This is a genomic window from Paenibacillus sp. IITD108 (assembly GCF_036541265.1).
Taxonomy (GTDB): Bacteria; Bacillota; Bacilli; order Paenibacillales; family Paenibacillaceae; genus Pristimantibacillus.
In genome coordinates, this window is the sequence record NZ_JAZHCT010000001.1 from 139,529 (window position 1) to 157,488 (window position 17,960).

Here is a 17,960-nt window from a genome sequence, read left to right on the forward strand (position 1 = left end):
TTCACTTTATAACTGCAGTGCCTTGTCCGAGCAAGTGCTCGATGGCTGCTATTAAATTTTGGGACGGACTGACGCGGTATTGTTCATTAAGGGCGATCATTTGCTGCTTATGCTCATAAAACAATATCGTATCCAGCTCGCCGCCATAGCTCGTAAGCAGTTGCTTGAGACGCTGCATTTGTTCCGGATAATCATGTTCTGCTGTAATTTTTATAAATAACTTTCTTGCATCTTTGCGCGTTTTGGCCTGCTCTTGCGTGCGGTCTGGCTCCCTGCTTCTTTCTTGCAGCTTCCCCGCCTGCAAATCCTGCTGTGGTGACTGACGCAACTGGCTGCTTGCGCTTTCCTTCATCGGAGCTTTTCCAGCAGCATCCTGGCTTGAGCGCTCGCGTGCACCGCGCGCGTCCGCTTGCCGTTTCAGTTGGCGTACCTTCTGGTCAAGCGCCGGATCATGAGGGCTTATCGGAAGCACTTGCTCAATAAGCAGCTTGTAATCCTCTTCTTCATGCTGCACCGTCGCTTGAACAATGACGATTTCGCCTTTCGCCAGCTTGTCGGCGGTTCTTTTCCATACTGCTGGAAAAACAACGCCCTCCACGCGCATGACGCGATCCTCCAGGCTGAGAAAAGCCATCGCGTTGCCTTTCTTATTCGTAAATGGCTTGAGATCCGCCACCATAGCGCCAATAACAGCAATTGATCCGTCCGCCGCATCGCTCAAATCGATGAGTCTGTCAAGCTCCAGCGGGTCAAGAAGAGCCGCTGCGTCGTCAAGCGGATGACCGGATAAATACATGCCCAGCAGCTCGCGCTCCAGTTCCAGCTTTTGGCTTAGAGAAAACGGCCTTACGTCGGGCAGCTCGACATCCCAGTTCTGCACTTCCTCCAGGCCAAACAATTCAATTTGCAGCTCCTCGCTTTCCTTGCGCCATTTCTGAGCTGCTTCTATCGTCTCCTCCAGCCCGCCAAGCAGCTGCGAGCGATGACCGGGCAGGCTGTCGCATGCGCCTGCCTGAATTAGCGACTCAAGCACCCGCTTATTCACAACGCGCAGGTCAACCCGCTTGCACAAATCGAGCAAATTGTCGAAAGCTCTTTCGCTTCTGGCCTGCAGCAGCGCTTCGATTGCCTGCTTACCAACGTTTTTCACGGCAGCCAGTCCAAAGCGTATCCCCTCTTCAGCAGGTGTAAACGTAACAAAGCTTGTATTAATATCAGGCGGCAATACAGCAAAGCCCATCCGCCGGCATTCATCGGCGTATTCAGCTATTTTTCTGAAATTGCCCGTTACAGACGTCAGCATCGCGGCCATAAACGCTATAGGGTAATGCGCCTTCAGCCAGGCTGTCTGAAAGGCAAGCACGCCATATGCCGCGGCATGCGCGCGCGGAAAGCCATAATCAGCAAACCGTACAATCATATCGTACACTAGATTAGCATCAGACTCTGAATAGCCGGTTTCCAAGCTTCCGCTTACGAAATGGCCGCGCTGCTCATCCAAAATTTCACGATTTTTTTTGGATACCGCTCTGCGCAGCAGGTCCGCCTCTCCAAGCGAAAAGCCAGCCATCGTCGAAGCAATCTGCATAATCTGCTCTTGATAGACGATAATGCCATACGTGTCCTGTAATATCGGCTCAAGCGTCGGATGCGGATAAACGATCTGCTCCTTGCCGTGCTTGGCCGCAATATATTTCGGTATAAACTCCATCGGGCCAGGCCGGTACAAGGCAAGCACCGAAATAATGTCCTCGAATTGAGTAGGCTTAAGCTCGCGCAGCACCCTTCGCATGCCGGCGGACTCCATTTGAAAGATGCCTGTTGTTTCGCCTTTGCCAATCATGGCATACGTAAGCGGATCGGCATCGTCGATTTGGCGAAAGTCGATTTCTTGCTCGTAAAGCTCATGAATCCAATTGATGGTCCGCTCCACAATCGATAAGGTGCGAAGACCTAAAAAGTCCATTTTCAAAAGTCCGATTGCTTCCAGATGCTCCATGGAATACTGCGTTAACGGGCTATGCTCGCCGCCAGACTGCAAAGGAACATAGTGGGTAAGCGGCTCTCGCGAAATAACGACGCCGGCGGCGTGGGTAGATGCATGGCGCGGCATGCCTTCGACCTTCATCGCCATCTGCAGCATCGCCTGGCTTCTAGGCTGCCGCTCATATACCTCCTTAAGCTCAGAGCTGGCGCGCAGCGCCTCCGGCAGCGTAATGCCAAGCTGGTTGGGTATCAGCTTGGCCGTCCGGTCCACTTCCTGAAACGGAACATTCATCGCCCGTCCCACGTCTCTGACTGCTGCTTTCGCGGCCATAGTACCAAATGTAATGATTTGCGCCACATGCTCTTCGCCGTACTTGGCTGCGACATAAGCAATCACTTCATCTCTGCGCTCATCGTTGAAATCAATATCGATATCCGGCATCGTAATCCGAGCAGGATTAAGGAAGCGTTCAAATAGCAATTTATATTTCAGCGGATCTACATCTGTAATATTGAGCACGTAAGCTACGATGCTGCCGGCCGATGATCCGCGGCCCGGACCGGTTCGAATGCCTTTCTCGTGTGCAAATCTAACAAAATCCCATACGATTAAAAAATAATCGCTAAACCCCATCGTCTCAATAACAGACAGCTCATAAGCAAGCCTTTCCCTCGCCGTCCGAACAAAAGCTTCATCCGCTTGCCATTGCGGCAGGGTGGCATAGCGCTGATGCAGCCCATCCTCGCACAGCTTGGCCAAATATTGCGCAGAGCTGCTGCCTTCCGGCACAGGTTCAAATACAGGCAGTAACGCTTGACCAAATTCCAGCACCAGACAGCATTTGTCGGCAATTTCGACCGTATTGGAAATCGCCTGCGGGACATGCTGGAACAAAGCGGCCATTTCGCTCTTGCTGCGCAAATAAAGCTCATTAGTCGTCATGCGCATTCTTTCCTCATCCTGCACTGTTTTTCCAGTTCCAATGCAAATAAGCACATCCTGTACCGCAGCGTCCTCCTTGCGCAAATAATGGACGTCATTCGTTGCTGCCAGCTTAATATCAAGCTGCTCAGACAATTGGATCAGATGCTGGGCTATCCGCTTCTGCTCCAGTATTCCATGATCCTGCAGCTCCAAGTAAAAGTCATCGCCGAAAATTTGCTTATATCTTGCTGCGGCGGCAGCCGCCTCCTCCAGTTTATCCTGCAGCACCAGTTGAGACAGCTCGCCCCCCATGCAGCCGCTTAAACAGATTAAACCTTCTGAATAAGCCGCTAGACTTTCCAGATCTACACGCGGTCTATAATGAAAGCCTTCCAGATGGCCAATAGATGAAAGCTTCATCAAATTTTGATAGCCGATCTTGTTTTTGGCCAGCACAGTAAGATGGTAAATCGGATTTTCCTTGCGGCTGCCTTTCTCAAAGCGCGATGCGGTAGTCAAGTATAGCTCGCAGCCGATAATCGGCTTTATCCCCTTCTCGCGGCACTTTCGGTAAAAAGGTATTGCGCCGTACAGTACGCCATGATCAGTAAGCGCAAGCGCCTCCATTTGCAGCTCAGCGGCACGATCAACCAGATCACGAATTCTTGCAGCGCCATCGAGCAAGCTGTACTCGCTGTGAACGTGCAAATGCACGAAGGATTGAGCGTCTATGACATCTTCAACGTTCATGCCTTTCATCTCATTCAATCCTTTCCGCTAAAATCACGAATATTGTTATTCTCAGTTTATCATATTCAGGGTGGACACGCCCATACAATGGTAGTGTAGGGATTATAGTGAGGTGATCGCGGTGAGCTATTTTTTAACTAAAGCCGGACTCGATTTTTTTATAGCGTTTGGAATCGTGCTTGGAGGCTCCTTGCTTGCAAGCATTGGCGCTGCATTTATGTTTATGCCGCCTGCAGCCGTTATGCTCGACACTGCCACGAGACTGAAAATATGGGCTATCGTAGCTGCGATAGGCGGCTCAGTAGACCCTATCCGGGTTATTGAAAGCAATATTACAGGCGGCCATCTTTCCCCGGCTGCTCAGCAGGTTTGCTTTATAATATTTGCTTTTCTAGGTGCGCATTTGGCAACAGAATTAATAAAGCTGGTATGCAAAGGAGCTGCATAATCGTGCGTGTACCTCCTTTCGAGAAGTTCACACGAGCCATGCAGCTCATAGGCGTGCTGCTGATCGGATTTATTATCGGCGCGCTTATCTATCATTCACTCTATGTCGTGCAGATGGATAATCTGGTTAATAATCGGATCGAGCTGCTCGCTAAAATAAGGCAGTACGAGGATGATATAAAGCAATTGAATCAATATAAAAATCAGCATACTGTTATTAAAAGCATTACTCCCCGCATTGAAAACGAGGCAGGCTCGCAATCACAGCGCCCGCATCTCGACAAAGTGACCGAAGCAGAAATCATTAAACGATTAAGAGAAGATTTGTCCAGCTTCCTCGGACAGAGCATTTACGAGATAGACTCCAACGCTCAATTCGCCCGAAAATTACTGGAACGAAAAGTATATAACGATGTGTATGAGAAGGATTATGTGGTAGAAATCAAAACGGTTCTGGTTGTAGACAATGTACTGCATGTGTGGATAACTGTTCGTACATATATAAAGCCGCCGTCTTCATGAGACTTGCGGCCTTTTTTATGTTACAATGCTTATCAGTTTTAGATGATTTCCCACTACAAAGGAGTGCACTGCTAGATGGATCAATTATTGCAATGGTTTTTTGCGCCTGGAATTATGATTACACTCGTGCTGTCCGTCGTATTCAGCTTTAAAGGACGCCGGGAACAAGCACATAACATAAGAGGTCTGCATACTGCCCGCATGAATATAAGCATGGGAATTATGCTTATTTTTATCGCAGGCGTACAGCTGCTGCTATCTGCTGAGTCAACAATGCGCATCGTAATAGGCGCCTTGTTCCTTGTGCTTGGTATATTCAATCTGTTCGCAGGGCTGCGCAACCATTCCATCTTTCGCAAACGGATCGAGCAAGAAAAAATGTAGCAGATTCATGCTGCCAACCGCTGTCGATTCATTGTGACAATGAATCGACAACTTTTCTCTAAAGGTAAAAATCAGCTTACAAAACAGACGCTGACGCTTCTCCAGTCCCAATCTTGTTCTCGGTCCTCTTAGTAAGGATCAATAATTTGGGCTGTCATCATCGCTTTGGCCGCCAGCCCCTGCTTGTCCTGTACTTCAATTTCCAGCTTCGTATATTTACGGCTCATCTCCAGCAAGGAAGGCTTAATCATAATCTCGCTGTCAATTTGAATAGGCCTTACATAGTAGGTTGTCATGCTCTCCATAAGAAAATCCCGCTTACTCGTTTCTTTAATCATTCTTCTGGCTGCTTGCGCCATAAGGGTGGAAAGCAACCCCTCCGACACCATGCCCAGCGTTCCTGACATTTGGGGCGACATTCTGCCGGAATAGGCAATTCCCGCTTCATCTTCTTTGTTCGTGGCCTCTAGTAAAAATCCGTTCCACATTAAATCCTCAAACGTTTCGCCCGACTGCGGCTCCTTGCCGGCAAAACGCATTGCATCGAGCACTTCCTGTCTCGTCACGACACCAAGCAGCTTGCGATGCCTGTCCACAATCGGCAGCATATCAATTCCTTCAGCAGCCATAGTATGAGCTGCCGAGGCAAGTGTAATATTAGGCGCTGCTGTTATTGGATGACGCGTCATGATGCGGTCGATGCCGCTCTCAGGTGAAGCGCCGACTGCATCCTTAGCGGTCATCATGCCGACAACTTTTCCCCGGTCGTCCAGCACAGGAAATCTGGTGCTGCCGGTTTCCAAGGAAAGCTCATGGTAACGGGCAACTGAATGGCTAGTATGCAAAACATCAGCAGGCCTGCTAAAGGTTACAATATCTTCAATCAAAATAATTTTGCGCTTAATAAGCCGGTCATACATCGCTCTGTTGATCATTGAAGCGACTGTAAATGTATCATGTCTGGTGGACAGCAGCGGTAAGCTGCGTTCTTCTGCCAAGGCGATTACCTCGCTGCTTGGCTCAAAGCCTCCTGTAATTAATACACCGGCGCCCTGCTCCAACGCGCAGCGATGCACGTTCACTCGGTTACCTACGATCAAGAGGCTTCCTTCATCGATATATCGAAGCATTGCATCAAGCTCCATCGCTCCGATAACAAATTTATGAAGCGTCTTATCCAGTCCAAGCCCGCCGCCAAACAATCGTCCCTCCACAATGTCTGCAACCTCGCCAAATGTCAGCTGTTCTACAGCATCACGGCGCTTGCGGTCGATTCGGACAGTGCCGATCCGCTCTCGCGTGCTAACCAGACCGATAGCCTCTGCTTCCTTGAATGCCTTATATACGGTTCCTTCGCTAATTTCCAGCAGCTTTGCAGTCGGTCTTACGGATATCCGCTCCCCAACCTGCAAGCCTTGTATATATTGAAGCACTTGCTCGTGCTTGCTCCCAGCCTCGGCGCTATGCTGTAATGTCATCGTTAAAATACCTCCCAACCTGCTCTTATTGCTTATTATAGGAGATTCAGATGCAATAGGAAACTTCGCGCGGCTACTTCCATTCCACATATAGGCTGTTCACCTTAATTGAAATATCCATGGGAACTTTATTCTCATCATAAATTAGCTGCTTGCGCAGCAGCTGCTGCATCATAGGCAGGCTAACGGCATGATCAGCCCCCTCCTGTATAAATTGCTTCCAGTCATATGTAATCGGCACCTTATAGTTCATTTTGTAAATCACATAATCTTTAATTACTACCCGCTGCGGAGGAATTGCTTTGTATTCGTTCATGAATAGAAATGTATTATGCTCGCTATAAGGCCTGATGATCAAGTCAGTCTCCAAATCTACTTGATACTCTACTACTTGCATGGGGGCATTCACATTGCAATTCAAAAAACCGTATGCGGAAGCCTTTTTCATAAAGCGGTGAGAAAATTCGTAAGAAAATTCCATTTGAAAAGCAGCATTAAAATAATATGCTCGCACTTTACGATGAAGATTAGATTCATCTGTCATTGTCTCATATCTCCTTTTCAAGCTTCGGGAATTTCATTTAATTTCAAAAGAAAGAAAATATTATCATATTTGAAATATTTGTAATTATTATAATAAAATTCACACTTTCGGTCAATGACTATAGTCACTAAAAAATATACATCCTATATAACGTTGTTGCCGTCAATACAAAGCTCTATCGTTAGGCTGAGGTGACTTTATGAGCAATATTGTAAGGCAAATTGGCGATAATATTCGAAATATCCGCAAATCTAAAGGGCTTAGCCAGGAACAGCTTGCGTTAAGGGCTGAGATTAACGCTTCTTATATGGGACAAGTAGAGCGTGGCGAAAAAAATCCGACGATCGACGTATTGGGTAAAATCGCCATTGCCCTTAATACCCCGCTGGAGAAAATCGTATCGTTGCAAACCTCCTCACCTAAAGAAGAGCATGACTCAGATTACGCCGAAAAAATTTCTCACCAATTAAACGGGCTAAGCTTAAAGGAACAAGAGGTCATTTATAAGTTGGTTAAACAAATGGTTCAATTCAAAGACCTGTAAAAGATCGAGCTCGGGCAGCGCAAGCCCTTGTGCTCGATCTTTTATTTTTAAGGATAAACGGTTCCGACGTCCTCTCAACATTCAAAAAATGAGCTTGACCCTCTCCCAAATCCCCTGCATTTATCCTATTCCATGCATTCACCAAGAGATTTATGTCCTCATATGATAGGGTATTACGATTCAGTCGCAATTCGTTTAGGCAGCAGCCAGGTTTCCTGACTGGAAGGAGTTTTATCATGTCCAAAACAAAAGTTGCCGTCGGGATAGCCCCTTCCAACCTGCTTCAGAATGACGTAATGACATTAGGCGAAGCATTGGTTAAGCAATGGAAAATCCCTTCGGCACAGCCGATCAATTTAAAGTTTGGTTCCTACAGGAAGCAAATGCGCATTATTCCTGCTGAAAAACAAAACGGCATTAAATTAAATCCATTCGTAGGCGAAATATTAGGCTTTAGCCCGAAAACAAAACATTATATGCACTTAAAATATACAGCACATAATACGACGCTAGAACTTGGCCCGTTAATCGGCATCCTTGTGAGCAGAGAATACCCGGATACGCCTGATAATCCCTTCGGAGCTATCACACAGTTTTGCATGGAAGCTGCTGAAGCATGCCGCCTGCAAGGCGGGCAGGTTTTCTTCTTCACCCCGAATCAATTAAATCATGAAGTCTCCTACGTACAAGGCTGGACGTATAACGGCGGCAGTTGGAGAAAGCACCCCATGCCGCTGCCTCACGTCATATACAATCGCTTAACGACTAGAAAATTAGAAAATTTGCCCAGTGTGCAGCAATTTCTGCAAAATGCCGTGCAGCATCACAATACGGCTGTTTTTAATGAAAAATTTTTGAATAAGACTGAAGTTTTCAGTGCCCTGAGCTCCAATCGCAGCGTTAATCGCTACTTGCCGGAATCAAAGCCCCTTAAAAGCCTCGCCACCTTAAAAAATATGAGTTCCAAATATAACACGCTGTTTATTAAGCCGGTTACAGGCAGCATGGGCAGAGGCATCATACGCATTTCACATGATCAGCAAACAAGCTATCATGCCCAGCATGCAACGAGTAGCGGCAGCCGCAAGCAGCAGTTCAACAGCCTGCAAAAGCTGTATGCCAATTTATTCAGTAAAAAAAGAAGCAGATATCAAGTGCAGCAAGGCCTGCAGCTGATAGAAATTCAAAAAAGGCCGGTTGATTTCAGGGCATTAGTGCAAAAAAACAAGTTGGGCGAATGGTCTGTTACTTCGGTAGTAGCCAGAATTGCCGGCAATCAGCATTTTGTATCCAACTTAGCGCGCGGCGGAACGTTATGCAAGGTGGAGGAAGCGATTAGCCGATCCAATATGCTGGGCCGCTCAAGCGGGTACGAAATCGCCAGCCGTCTTAGACAGGCCGCACTATTAATTGCGCAGGGAATAGAAGATGGCATTGAGGGGCATTTCGGAGAGCTCGGAATTGATTTTGCCCTTGACCGCTCTGGGCGAATATGGCTTCTGGAAGTCAATTCAAAACCGTCTAAAAACGACAACACTCCCTGGCAGGAAGGCAAGATTCGCCCCTCTGTCAAGAAGCTGCTGGCCTATTCCAAATATTTATCCAAATTTTAGGAAGGGGCAAAGCAGCATGGCTGAGCGATCAACCTTAAAACTTGGCGTAATGGTTTCCTCTCTGGCATATGATCACGGGACTGAAGAGCTGACGATTGGCGAACCGCAATTGTGCAAGGCGCTTGCCCTTGCCGCCAAAACATTAGCCATTGATCTTTATTTGTTTCAGCCTGCCGATTATAACCAGCGTGGCCTATTGACTGGTTACCGGTATTTGGAGACGGGGTGGCGGAAACAGCAGGTTCCGCTTCCAGACTTGATCTATGACCGCAGCTTTGCCTCCAGCCCAGCTGCAGCACTAAGCAACCGGATGCTTCTGCATGCTATGCACTGCAAGAAACCGTTCAAGCGGCTCAATGCATTTCTGCCGTCAAAATGGAAGGTCTACCGCATACTCAAGCAAAACGATGCGCTTCTGCCCTATTTGCCCGAGACAATGCTGCTCACTTCGCATTTGCAAATGATAGAGCAGCTAAATAAAAAACCTGGCGGCCTTATTATTAAGCCTATTTCCGGCATGCAGGGCAGAGGCATTATCAGCATACAAAAACAAGCAGCGTCCGAGCGCATTCATATTAGAGGCCGCACGAGGAGCAATCGCCCTTTTATGCAAAATATTGAAAATACAGCAGCACTATTCCAAAAGCTCCATACAATAATTAAAAGCAGACGCTATATTATGCAGCCTTTATTATCATTAACCGATCATATGAGCCGCCCCTTCGATATCCGAATTCTAATGCAGAAGGACCATAAAGGAATTTGGCTGTTGACAGGAGCAGCAATACGCTGCGGCTCATCAGGCGGAGTTACTTCGAATCTGCATGGAGGCGGCACCGCCTACCCGATTGACCAATTCCTTGCTTCCCGGTACAGCAAAGAAGAGCTTGAGCTGCTGCGCAACACTTTAACAGCCATTTGTGTGCAGGCAGCTCATACTCTAGAGCGGCGGCTTGGCAAATTTGCCGAGCTGGCCTTTGACTTTGGCTTGGATCAGCAGCAGGCGCTCTGGCTCCTCGAAGTAAACTCCAAGCCGGGCAGAAGCAGCTTTAAAGCGACCGGAGATATTGCCGCTCAATCGCTATCCATCCTGCAGCCCTTGCACTACGCCAAATATTTGTATGGCATTTCCAAACCCAATCATGTTTTTCGTGTCGCAAATCAAGGCCGCCAACAGCTCATAGCTAACAATAGCAGGCTGCGGCCTCTCAACGTTCAGGAGGTTCATCGATGAGTTTGACAACTTGTAACATACGCTTCTCTTCTCAATACGACAATGTTATTTATTTGTCCAATCCGTTGCTCAAACAGCTCGAGCTTGAAGGAAAAAGAGCGGTTCATATTGTAATGGGAAATGCAACCGTCAAAGCTGCGATTAGAAAGCTGAATCGATCCAGCAAAGTTATCTATATTTCCTCAGGAGTCCGGCAAGCTCTTCGCGTTCCAAAGATAGGACAAATATCTATTCAAACGGTTGGTCCAGACGAGATTAGAATTGGCCCGCTTGTCGGTATTTTAACTGATACTTTGCGGCCAGGAGAGAGTTATCCATTCGGCCTTCGGGCAAGTTTAGTAAAGCAAATCATTCGCGTTGGAGAAAAAAGAGCCTTTATATTCGGCTTCACCCCCAATGATATTAACTGGCGGCAGCAAACCGTCAATGGCTTTTTCTTAAATCCACAAGGCGGCTGGACTCGCAAAGTCGTTCCTTTGCCTGATGTTGTTTACAACCGCCTGCCTAATCGCAGAGCTGAGGCCTCCACCTCCCTGCGCGCTTTTCGGGAAAGATTTGTCAATCATTCTATCCCGTTCTTTAACTGGAGCTTCTTGAATAAATCGGATGTATATCGATTGCTGGACAATGATCCGGAGGCTCTGGTGCATTTGCCGGAGTCTATAAACAATCCGACACCGGCAACGATTAAAGAAATGCTGGAAAAGCATCAATTTATTTATTACAAACCAACAGGCGGCAGTCTTGGTATCGGCATTTACAGACTTACCTACCAGCCTGGACGCGGCTATTTTGCCAGATTCAGACGCAATAATCAAAATGTCCTGATGCGTTTTAAAAACTTTGGCAGTTTAATGCGCATGCTGCAGGCCAGACATGGCAGCAAGCTTGAAAACTATGTCGTTCAGCAAGGCATTCGGCTTATAGAAATGGATAAATGCCCGATCGACTTCCGTTTTCATATGCATAAAAACGGGCGAAACGAATGGGTTCCTGCAGGAATAGGAGCAAAAAAAGCGGGACGCGGCAGTGTCACCACCCATGTAAAGAGCGGCGGGTCCTTGCTGACGCCTATGCACGCGCTGCATCGAACATTTGGCGACAAGGCTGACGAAGTATTGGAACGCGCCAAGCAGGTTTCCATCAAGCTGTCTGAGGCGATTGAACGCAATTATCCGCACCGCCTTGGCGAGCTGGGGCTTGATATCGGCATCGACAATACCGGTGAAATTTGGATGTTCGAAGCCAATGCCAAGCCAGGAAGATCCATTTTCAAGCACCCTGCGCTGAAAGCCGAAGGTCGTGATTCCTTATCTTATATATTTGATCACTGCTTATATTTAAGCCGTTTTAATGGAGGGAGCAGCTAATGGCTACAGTTAGAGCTTTCAGAAATAAAGAGCCCAATGTGAATCCCCCGGTACTTGCTATTCTAACTGTCGATAATAACAAACGTTCATTTTTAGGCAACCGAGCAAATTTCATCGATATTATTAATAAAGGCCGCAGCATGGGCTTTATTGTATATGTACTGACTGTAAAAAATCTGATTTTAGGACGCAGCCATCTCAAAGGATTTATTTTTGACGAAGAGAATAACAAATGGCAGCGGGAAAACCTGCCTTTTCCTAATGTCATTTATAATCGGATTCCGCAGCGGGAGCATGAAAAAGAGCCTGCAGTCAGAGCTAAGCTCAAGGCTTGCCGCGATTATCCTAATCTCTTTTTATTCAATCCGTACTACTTCAACAAATGGCGCCTTTATAAATGGCTGAATAAATCAGAAAAAACGATGTCGCTAGTTCCTAATACCCGCCGGCTCATATCTATCGAAGTGCTGGATCGGATGCTGCAGAAGCATGCCAATCTATATTTGAAGCCAGTAAGCGGCAAGGCAGGCAACGGCATTATGACCGTCGCTTATCGGACCGAAAAAACGCTGCCCTACAGGCTGAAAATTCAACTAAATAAAAAAAGCTCCACCTACTACTGCTCCACGATGAGAAAGCTATGGCTAAAAATACAAAATCAGCGAAACAGGGAAGCATATATTGTACAGCAAGCCATTAAACTCGCATCATACCAGGACCGCAGCTATGATCTGCGCGCCTTGGTTCAAAAAAACAAATACGGCAAATGGGAACTGTCCGGGCTCGGAGCCAGGCTTGCAGGAGCACGCAGCATTACGACTCATGTGCCGCGCGGCGGTCAAATTGAGGAGCCGGAGAAGCTGCTCCGTTATTCCTTTGATGATGAACATTCCGTCAACATATTGGCCGATGTAAAATCTACTGCTTTGCGGGTAGCTCGTCAAATCGAAAGAGGCTCCGGACGGAAGCTTGGAGAAATGTCTATGGATTTGGGTGTAGATATAGAAGGGAATATATGGATATTTGAGGCCAATGCTAAACCTATGAAATTCGATGAGCCGCAAATTCGCCAAAAATCATTAGAAAGAATTTTTCAATACAGCCACTATTTAATGAACAAGAAATCAAAGGAAGTAGCTGAGGCGAGTGTTTCTCGCAACAAAACTTACTAATGAGCAATGGATGCTGGAAAAAGGCATGTGGCTGGCCTTTATCGTACGTCATGGCAGAAAAAAAATTACGAAAAGCGCTTTTCGAGCGCTGCAACAGCTCGACCCCAATAAACTAGTGACAAATAGTGACGGCAGAAGCCCAGCTGTCATTGCCGCAGTAAGACATCAAGGTAAGCCAATTGCATTAGGCTTTGCAGATAATTACGGAATGGACGGCTGCTTTATTGTCGCCCATTCCGAGGCCGGCGGCCGCGGGGCAGGCAGCGCAATTATGAATGCCCTGCTGCAGTCGCAAGGCAAACTGACCTGCAATGTTGCGGCAGATAATATTGCAAGCATGGCGCTTTGCTTTAAATTTGGCTTCAAGGCTGTTCAGCTTCACAAGGGACCAACAGGGAAATCGACGCTGCGTTTCGAAAGGGGTTTTCAAGATGGCTCCGCCAGTACTTGGCATTCTAACGCTTTATCTTAATGAAGGTAGAGCTCTTGAGGAAAGACCCATTTATGAAAAAATGACAATAGCTGGACAGCAGCTTGGTCTTCAAGTTTTTGTCTTTACCCCTCAAGATGTAAATTATTCAAAAAATCGTATTCATGCCCTTTTTTTTAATCCAAAAAATAAAACCTGGAAAAGAAAATGGACCTCCCTTCCACATGCAATATACGATCGCTGCCGCCTGCAAAAATCACATCGATTCCAGCAGCTCCTAAAATTCCGTTCCCATTATCGTCACTTGAAATTTTTAAATAAGCCGCTGCGCAACAAATGGACGGTTCATACAACATTAAACAAGGATGAACAGTTCAAGCCTTATTTGCCGGTGACCAAATATGTATCCAGCACTTCCGATGTGACGAATATGCTGCGCAAATTTTCGATCGTATACATGAAGCCGATAAGCGGTACTGGCGGAAGAGGCATATTGCGCATAGAAAGATTGAAAAGCGGCTTATATTATGTGCAGGGCCGGGATCAGCAACGCAAAATCATTCGTCCAAGACGCGTTACCCTTGCTGCGCTCATCACCTTCATATCTTCTTGGAATTTAAAAAGCACGCGCTACATTGCGCAACAGGGCATTCAGCTGAAGCTTGATAACGGCCGCGTCCATGATTATCGAATGCTCGTACAGAAAAACGACGAAGGAAAATGGCAAATAACCGGTTGTGCAGGACGTGTAGGCGCTCAAGGCAGCATTACATCAAATTTGCACGGCGGCGGAAAAGCAGTGCCTATGGAAAAACTGCTGCGCGAGTGGATTAATGACGAATCCTCCATTTCCTCCATTAAGGAGGAAGCTGAACGCTTCGGGGTAGATGCAGCGCAATTTCTGGAAAAATCTTACGGCAGCTTATGCGAGCTTGCTTTCGATATTGCGATTGACCGCAACGGTCATATATGGATGATTGAAGTAAATCCTAAGCCTGCAAGAGAGGTTTTTATTCAAGCTGGGGAAACCGAGGTTTACCAGAAAGCGATCACCAATCCGCTTAAGTACGCATTATGGTGCATAAAAAAATAATAAAAGTCCAATCCAGGCTGGCAAGATCAGCAGCGGATTGGACTTTTTTTAATATACTAAGCAATGATGGCTTCTAATGAACTTCTAAGGGTTGCCACAATCGCTATTCGTGCAAAAATGATGGTTTAAATTTTCTAACGGTTGCTATTGCACTTAATTTACCAAAAAGCACTGATTTTGCTCGAGAAAGGGTACAATAGCGCTCATGACAACCATTACATTTTCAAATGAGCTAAAATAATCGAAATAGCCTGTCTGGCAACCGTTAGGCAATTAAGGCAGTTGATTATAGGGTGATTTTTTTATCCTTGATTAAACTGCGGCTTTGGCTTGATCAAGCATGTCCGCCAGCTCCTCAAAGCGAGCAATAACAGCGTCTGCTTTGGCTAGCTCGTCCGGCTTGCCGTAGCCTGCATAAACACAGCCGATGCCGGCAATGCCGTTGCCATGCGCAGCCTCTATGTCGGAGGAGCGGTCCCCTACCATCCATGCTGAAGTTAGCCCATGCTTTTTCATCAGCATAGCGACCAAATCCACCTTGGACGAAGTGTTATACTCCCCTGCGCTGTACAAGTCTGTAAACAGATGGCCAAGGCCTTTGTGCTCGACAATTTTGCGTACATACTGCTCCAGCCCGTTGCTGGCAACAAACAGCTTAACTCCCTTTTCCTTAAGCGCGGCAAGCGTTGCTGCGACGCCCGGATAAAGCTCGCCTTCCCCTGCAGCCAATCCTTCAATCTCATATTGCAGCAGCAGCTCATCGGCACGCTCGCGAGCTTCCTCGGAGCTGCCGGGCATAATCGTTTTCCAAATATCTTCGAGCAGCATGCCGAGGCAGCTGAGCAGCGCCGAAACAGGCGGCGCTTCCTCCATATAAAGCCCTTCTTCGCGCAAAGTATCGAACAATCTTTGATTGACACCGGTCAGCAAGGTTTCCGTTTCCAGCAGTGTTCCGTCCATATCAAATATTAATGCCTCTGGCAGCTTGAGCGTCGTTCCAGTTGTCATAATGATCTCCCTCACAAATCTTTTCCTAAATCATACTCGATGCTCTTTGAGCTAGCAACCATTTCAATTTGAACAATATGTTAATTAGTATTGATAAAACAAAATGCATATGTCACACTATGACCAGTATGCATAATTATTCCTATTGTTAGAAAGGCTGTGACCTCTTTTTCTATGTCAAAATTATTGCTTCGATCTATGACTGAGCTCAGCTCACGCAAATGGATTTCCAAGCTAACCGGAGCATTTTCCAAATCAGCTGCCAGCCGTCTTTTTATTGCACGATTTGCGAAAATGTACAATATAAAAATCGAAGAGGCTGAAAAGCCAATTGATCAATATCGTACCTTAAACGCTTTCTTTTCCAGGCGCCTAAAGCCGGGAGCCAGATCTATCGATCCTGCGCCTGACAGCTGCGTTAGCCCGGTCGATGCGCTTATAACTGGCATTGGTTCGATTGAAGACGGGCTTATGCTGAGTGTAAAAGGCCAAAATTACAGCGTCAGTGAGCTGCTTAACAGCAGTGAGGATGCAAGGCTATACCATAACGGCTTTTATTTCGTGCTTTATTTGAGCCCTACCGACTATCACCGTATCCACTCTCCTGTCGATGGCTTAATCGAGCGGCGCAAGCATCTTGCCGGCAAAGTTTACCCGGTCAACGACTTTGGACTTACCCACATGAAACGAGTGCTGAGCCGCAACGAAAGGCTTATTACTTATATGAAGCATGACACCGGCGAAATCGCAGTGGTAAAGGTGGGGGCGATGAATGTAAGCAGCATTCAATATGCACTTCCGCTCTCAGATCAAGCTCAAAAAGGCAGCGAGCTCGCATACTTTGAATTCGGCTCCACAGTCGTGCTGCTGCTTGAAAACAATACCTTTGAACCGAGAGCCGACCTCAGCCTTGGCAGCAAAGTAAAAATGGGCGAGCGATTAGGGACATTTGTTGCTCCAAAATAAGCTAAACCATAGTTTGCCGCCTATAAAAGTGCTATAATATTCTGTATGCTAATGATTGATTTCTAAAAGGATGGAATGATGTTCATGAATTCACTTGCAAAGCAATTAAATGACACGCTTAATAAGGAAAACCCGCATATTGGCGAGATGCTCTCTTCGCTCGGAAAAGCTATCTACTTCCCAAAAGTAGGCATCCTTAGCCAATCTGCTGAAGCCAAGACCAAAGCATCCAAATTCAATGCCACAATTGGAATCGCAACTGAAGGCGGCAAGCCTATGCACCTTGAAGTGATTCAGGAAACTTTAAGCGCTTATGAGCCAAAGGATATTTATGAATATGCTCCGCCAGCTGGAAAGCCTGAGCTGCGGTCCGCATGGAAAGCCAAAATGATCAAGGACAATCCATCGCTTGCAACGAAGAGCTTCGGCAATCCAATTGTTACTAACGCACTTACACATGGCCTTAGCATCGTAGCTGATTTATTCGCAGATGCTGATGACGCTGTTATTATACCGAATAAAAATTGGGAAAATTACGAGCTGACTTTTGGCGTTCGCCGCGGCGCTGTAATTGTTGAATACCCGCTTTACAATGATGCTATGAAATTCAACAGCACAGGCCTACGCGAAGCGCTCTTTGCTCAGAAGGATAAAGGAAAAGCAATCGTTATTTTGAATTTCCCTAACAACCCGACTGGCTATACGCCTGGTCCGCAGGAGGGTCAGGAAATCGTAGCTGTACTGAAGGAAGCAGCTGAGGCCGGCATTAATGTCGTGGCCGTTACAGACGATGCTTACTTCGGCCTTTTCTTCGAGGATTCCTTGCAGGAATCGCTGTTCTCGCAGCTAGCCGATCTGCATCCGCGCATTCTACCGGTTAAAATAGACGGCGCAACCAAAGAGGAATATGTATGGGGCTTCCGTGTCGGTTTTATTACGTACGCTTCCTCCTCTGCCGATATTTTATCTGCTTTGGAGCAAAAAACGCTCGGTATTATCCGCTCCACGATTTCCAGCGGCCCGCATCCTTCTCAAACCTTTGTGCTGCGCGCTCTGCAATCGCCGCTATTTGAAGAACAGAAGCAGCAAAAATTCGACATTATGAAAGGCAGAGCAAACCGCGTTAAGCAATTGCTTGATAGCGGACGTTATAGCGACACGCTTCAATATTATCCGTTTAACTCCGGCTATTTCATGTGCTTGAAGCTGGTTAATATTTCAGCAGAGACGGTTCGTCTCCACTTGCTAAATGAATACGGCATCGGTACCATTGCGCTTGGCGAAACCGATCTGCGCGTAGCCTTCTCCTGTATAGAAGAGGAGTATTTGGAAGAATTGTTCGATACTATTTACAAAGCGGTAAGCGAACTGTCGGCAAAATAATAAAAAACGCGAGCTTCGAGGCTGGATCAGCCCGAAGCTCGCGTTTTTTATTACCTGTTCCCTATTTCATCGGTTATTTCCAAAGGTCGGTGAATCCATTTATCCTTGGTA

General features: G+C 46.8%; 16 protein-coding genes. 12 read left to right on the forward strand and 4 right to left on the reverse strand.

Annotated elements, in window-relative coordinates; translation table 11 throughout:
- Window position 1: 1 nt before the first annotated feature.
- Window positions 2-3,670, reverse strand: a complete 3,669-nt coding sequence (locus tag V1L65_RS00620; RefSeq protein ID WP_331697103.1) for a DNA polymerase III subunit alpha — start codon at window positions 3,668-3,670, stop codon at window positions 2-4.
- A gap of 112 nt (window positions 3,671-3,782) precedes the next feature.
- On the opposite strand from V1L65_RS00620, the gene V1L65_RS00625 reads away from it, so the two are divergent.
- The 3 genes from V1L65_RS00625 to V1L65_RS00635 all read left to right on the forward strand — a co-directional run bounded on the left by V1L65_RS00625 (window position 3,783) and on the right by V1L65_RS00635 (window position 5,014).
- A complete protein-coding gene (locus V1L65_RS00625) occupies window positions 3,783-4,109 on the forward strand; it encodes a YtrH family sporulation protein (RefSeq protein ID WP_331697104.1) in 327 nt (108 codons plus the stop codon).
- Between the two features lie 2 nt (window positions 4,110-4,111).
- On the forward strand, window positions 4,112-4,630 hold the full coding sequence (locus tag V1L65_RS00630; protein ID WP_331697105.1) for a hypothetical protein: 519 nt from the start codon (window positions 4,112-4,114) through the stop codon (window positions 4,628-4,630).
- A gap of 75 nt (window positions 4,631-4,705) precedes the next feature.
- Window positions 4,706-5,014 carry a YtpI family protein gene (locus V1L65_RS00635; RefSeq protein WP_331697106.1) on the forward strand — a complete coding sequence of 103 codons (309 nt, stop codon included), beginning with the start codon at window positions 4,706-4,708 and terminating at the stop codon, window positions 5,012-5,014.
- A 128-nt stretch (window positions 5,015-5,142) separates the two neighbouring features.
- Here the strand turns inward: V1L65_RS00635 and V1L65_RS00640 are convergent, their stop codons facing one another.
- Window positions 5,143-6,492, reverse strand: a complete 1,350-nt coding sequence (locus V1L65_RS00640) for a DRTGG domain-containing protein (protein ID WP_331697107.1) — start codon at window positions 6,490-6,492, stop codon at window positions 5,143-5,145.
- Between the two features lie 73 nt (window positions 6,493-6,565).
- Entirely contained in the window at window positions 6,566-7,036 is a 471-nt protein-coding gene (locus tag V1L65_RS00645) for a hypothetical protein (RefSeq protein ID WP_331697108.1), read from the reverse strand.
- 199 nt (window positions 7,037-7,235) lie between these two features.
- On the opposite strand from V1L65_RS00645, the gene V1L65_RS00650 reads away from it, so the two are divergent.
- The 7 genes from V1L65_RS00650 to V1L65_RS00680 all read left to right on the forward strand — a co-directional run bounded on the left by V1L65_RS00650 (window position 7,236) and on the right by V1L65_RS00680 (window position 14,492).
- A complete protein-coding gene (locus tag V1L65_RS00650; protein WP_331697109.1) occupies window positions 7,236-7,580 on the forward strand; it encodes a helix-turn-helix domain-containing protein in 345 nt (114 codons plus the stop codon).
- A gap of 236 nt (window positions 7,581-7,816) precedes the next feature.
- On the forward strand, window positions 7,817-9,193 hold the full coding sequence (locus tag V1L65_RS00655; RefSeq protein WP_331697110.1) for a YheC/YheD family endospore coat-associated protein: 1,377 nt from the start codon (window positions 7,817-7,819) through the stop codon (window positions 9,191-9,193).
- A 16-nt stretch (window positions 9,194-9,209) separates the two neighbouring features.
- Complete coding sequence (locus V1L65_RS00660; RefSeq protein WP_331697111.1) at window positions 9,210-10,427, forward strand: YheC/YheD family endospore coat-associated protein; 1,218 nt, start codon at window positions 9,210-9,212, stop codon at window positions 10,425-10,427.
- Complete coding sequence (locus V1L65_RS00665) at window positions 10,424-11,797, forward strand: YheC/YheD family endospore coat-associated protein (protein WP_331697112.1); 1,374 nt, start codon at window positions 10,424-10,426, stop codon at window positions 11,795-11,797. The genes V1L65_RS00660 and V1L65_RS00665 overlap by 4 nt, the downstream gene beginning before the upstream one ends.
- Complete coding sequence (locus tag V1L65_RS00670) at window positions 11,797-12,969, forward strand: YheC/YheD family endospore coat-associated protein (protein ID WP_331697113.1); 1,173 nt, start codon at window positions 11,797-11,799, stop codon at window positions 12,967-12,969. The genes V1L65_RS00665 and V1L65_RS00670 overlap by 1 nt, the downstream gene beginning before the upstream one ends.
- Window positions 12,944-13,441: a GNAT family N-acetyltransferase gene (locus V1L65_RS00675; RefSeq protein WP_331697114.1), complete on the forward strand. Its 498-nt coding sequence runs from the start codon at window positions 12,944-12,946 to the stop codon at window positions 13,439-13,441. Before V1L65_RS00670 ends, V1L65_RS00675 begins: the two co-directional genes overlap by 26 nt.
- Window positions 13,401-14,492 carry a YheC/YheD family endospore coat-associated protein gene (locus V1L65_RS00680; RefSeq protein WP_331697115.1) on the forward strand — a complete coding sequence of 364 codons (1,092 nt, stop codon included), beginning with the start codon at window positions 13,401-13,403 and terminating at the stop codon, window positions 14,490-14,492. The genes V1L65_RS00675 and V1L65_RS00680 overlap by 41 nt, the downstream gene beginning before the upstream one ends.
- A 312-nt stretch (window positions 14,493-14,804) precedes the next feature.
- Here the strand turns inward: V1L65_RS00680 and V1L65_RS00685 are convergent, their stop codons facing one another.
- Window positions 14,805-15,500 carry an HAD family hydrolase gene (locus V1L65_RS00685; RefSeq protein ID WP_331697116.1) on the reverse strand — a complete coding sequence of 232 codons (696 nt, stop codon included), beginning with the start codon at window positions 15,498-15,500 and terminating at the stop codon, window positions 14,805-14,807.
- Between the two features lie 174 nt (window positions 15,501-15,674).
- Here V1L65_RS00685 and asd point away from each other — a divergent pair, with 174 nt between their 5' ends.
- Both asd and V1L65_RS00695 read left to right on the forward strand, forming a co-directional pair.
- The gene (asd, locus tag V1L65_RS00690) at window positions 15,675-16,466 is read left to right on the forward strand and encodes an archaetidylserine decarboxylase (RefSeq protein ID WP_331697117.1); all 792 of its coding nucleotides are present in this window, start codon (window positions 15,675-15,677) and stop codon (window positions 16,464-16,466) included.
- A gap of 84 nt (window positions 16,467-16,550) precedes the next feature.
- Window positions 16,551-17,849: an aminotransferase class I/II-fold pyridoxal phosphate-dependent enzyme gene (locus V1L65_RS00695; protein ID WP_331697118.1), complete on the forward strand. Its 1,299-nt coding sequence runs from the start codon at window positions 16,551-16,553 to the stop codon at window positions 17,847-17,849.
- Window positions 17,850-17,960: the final 111 nt, after the last annotated feature.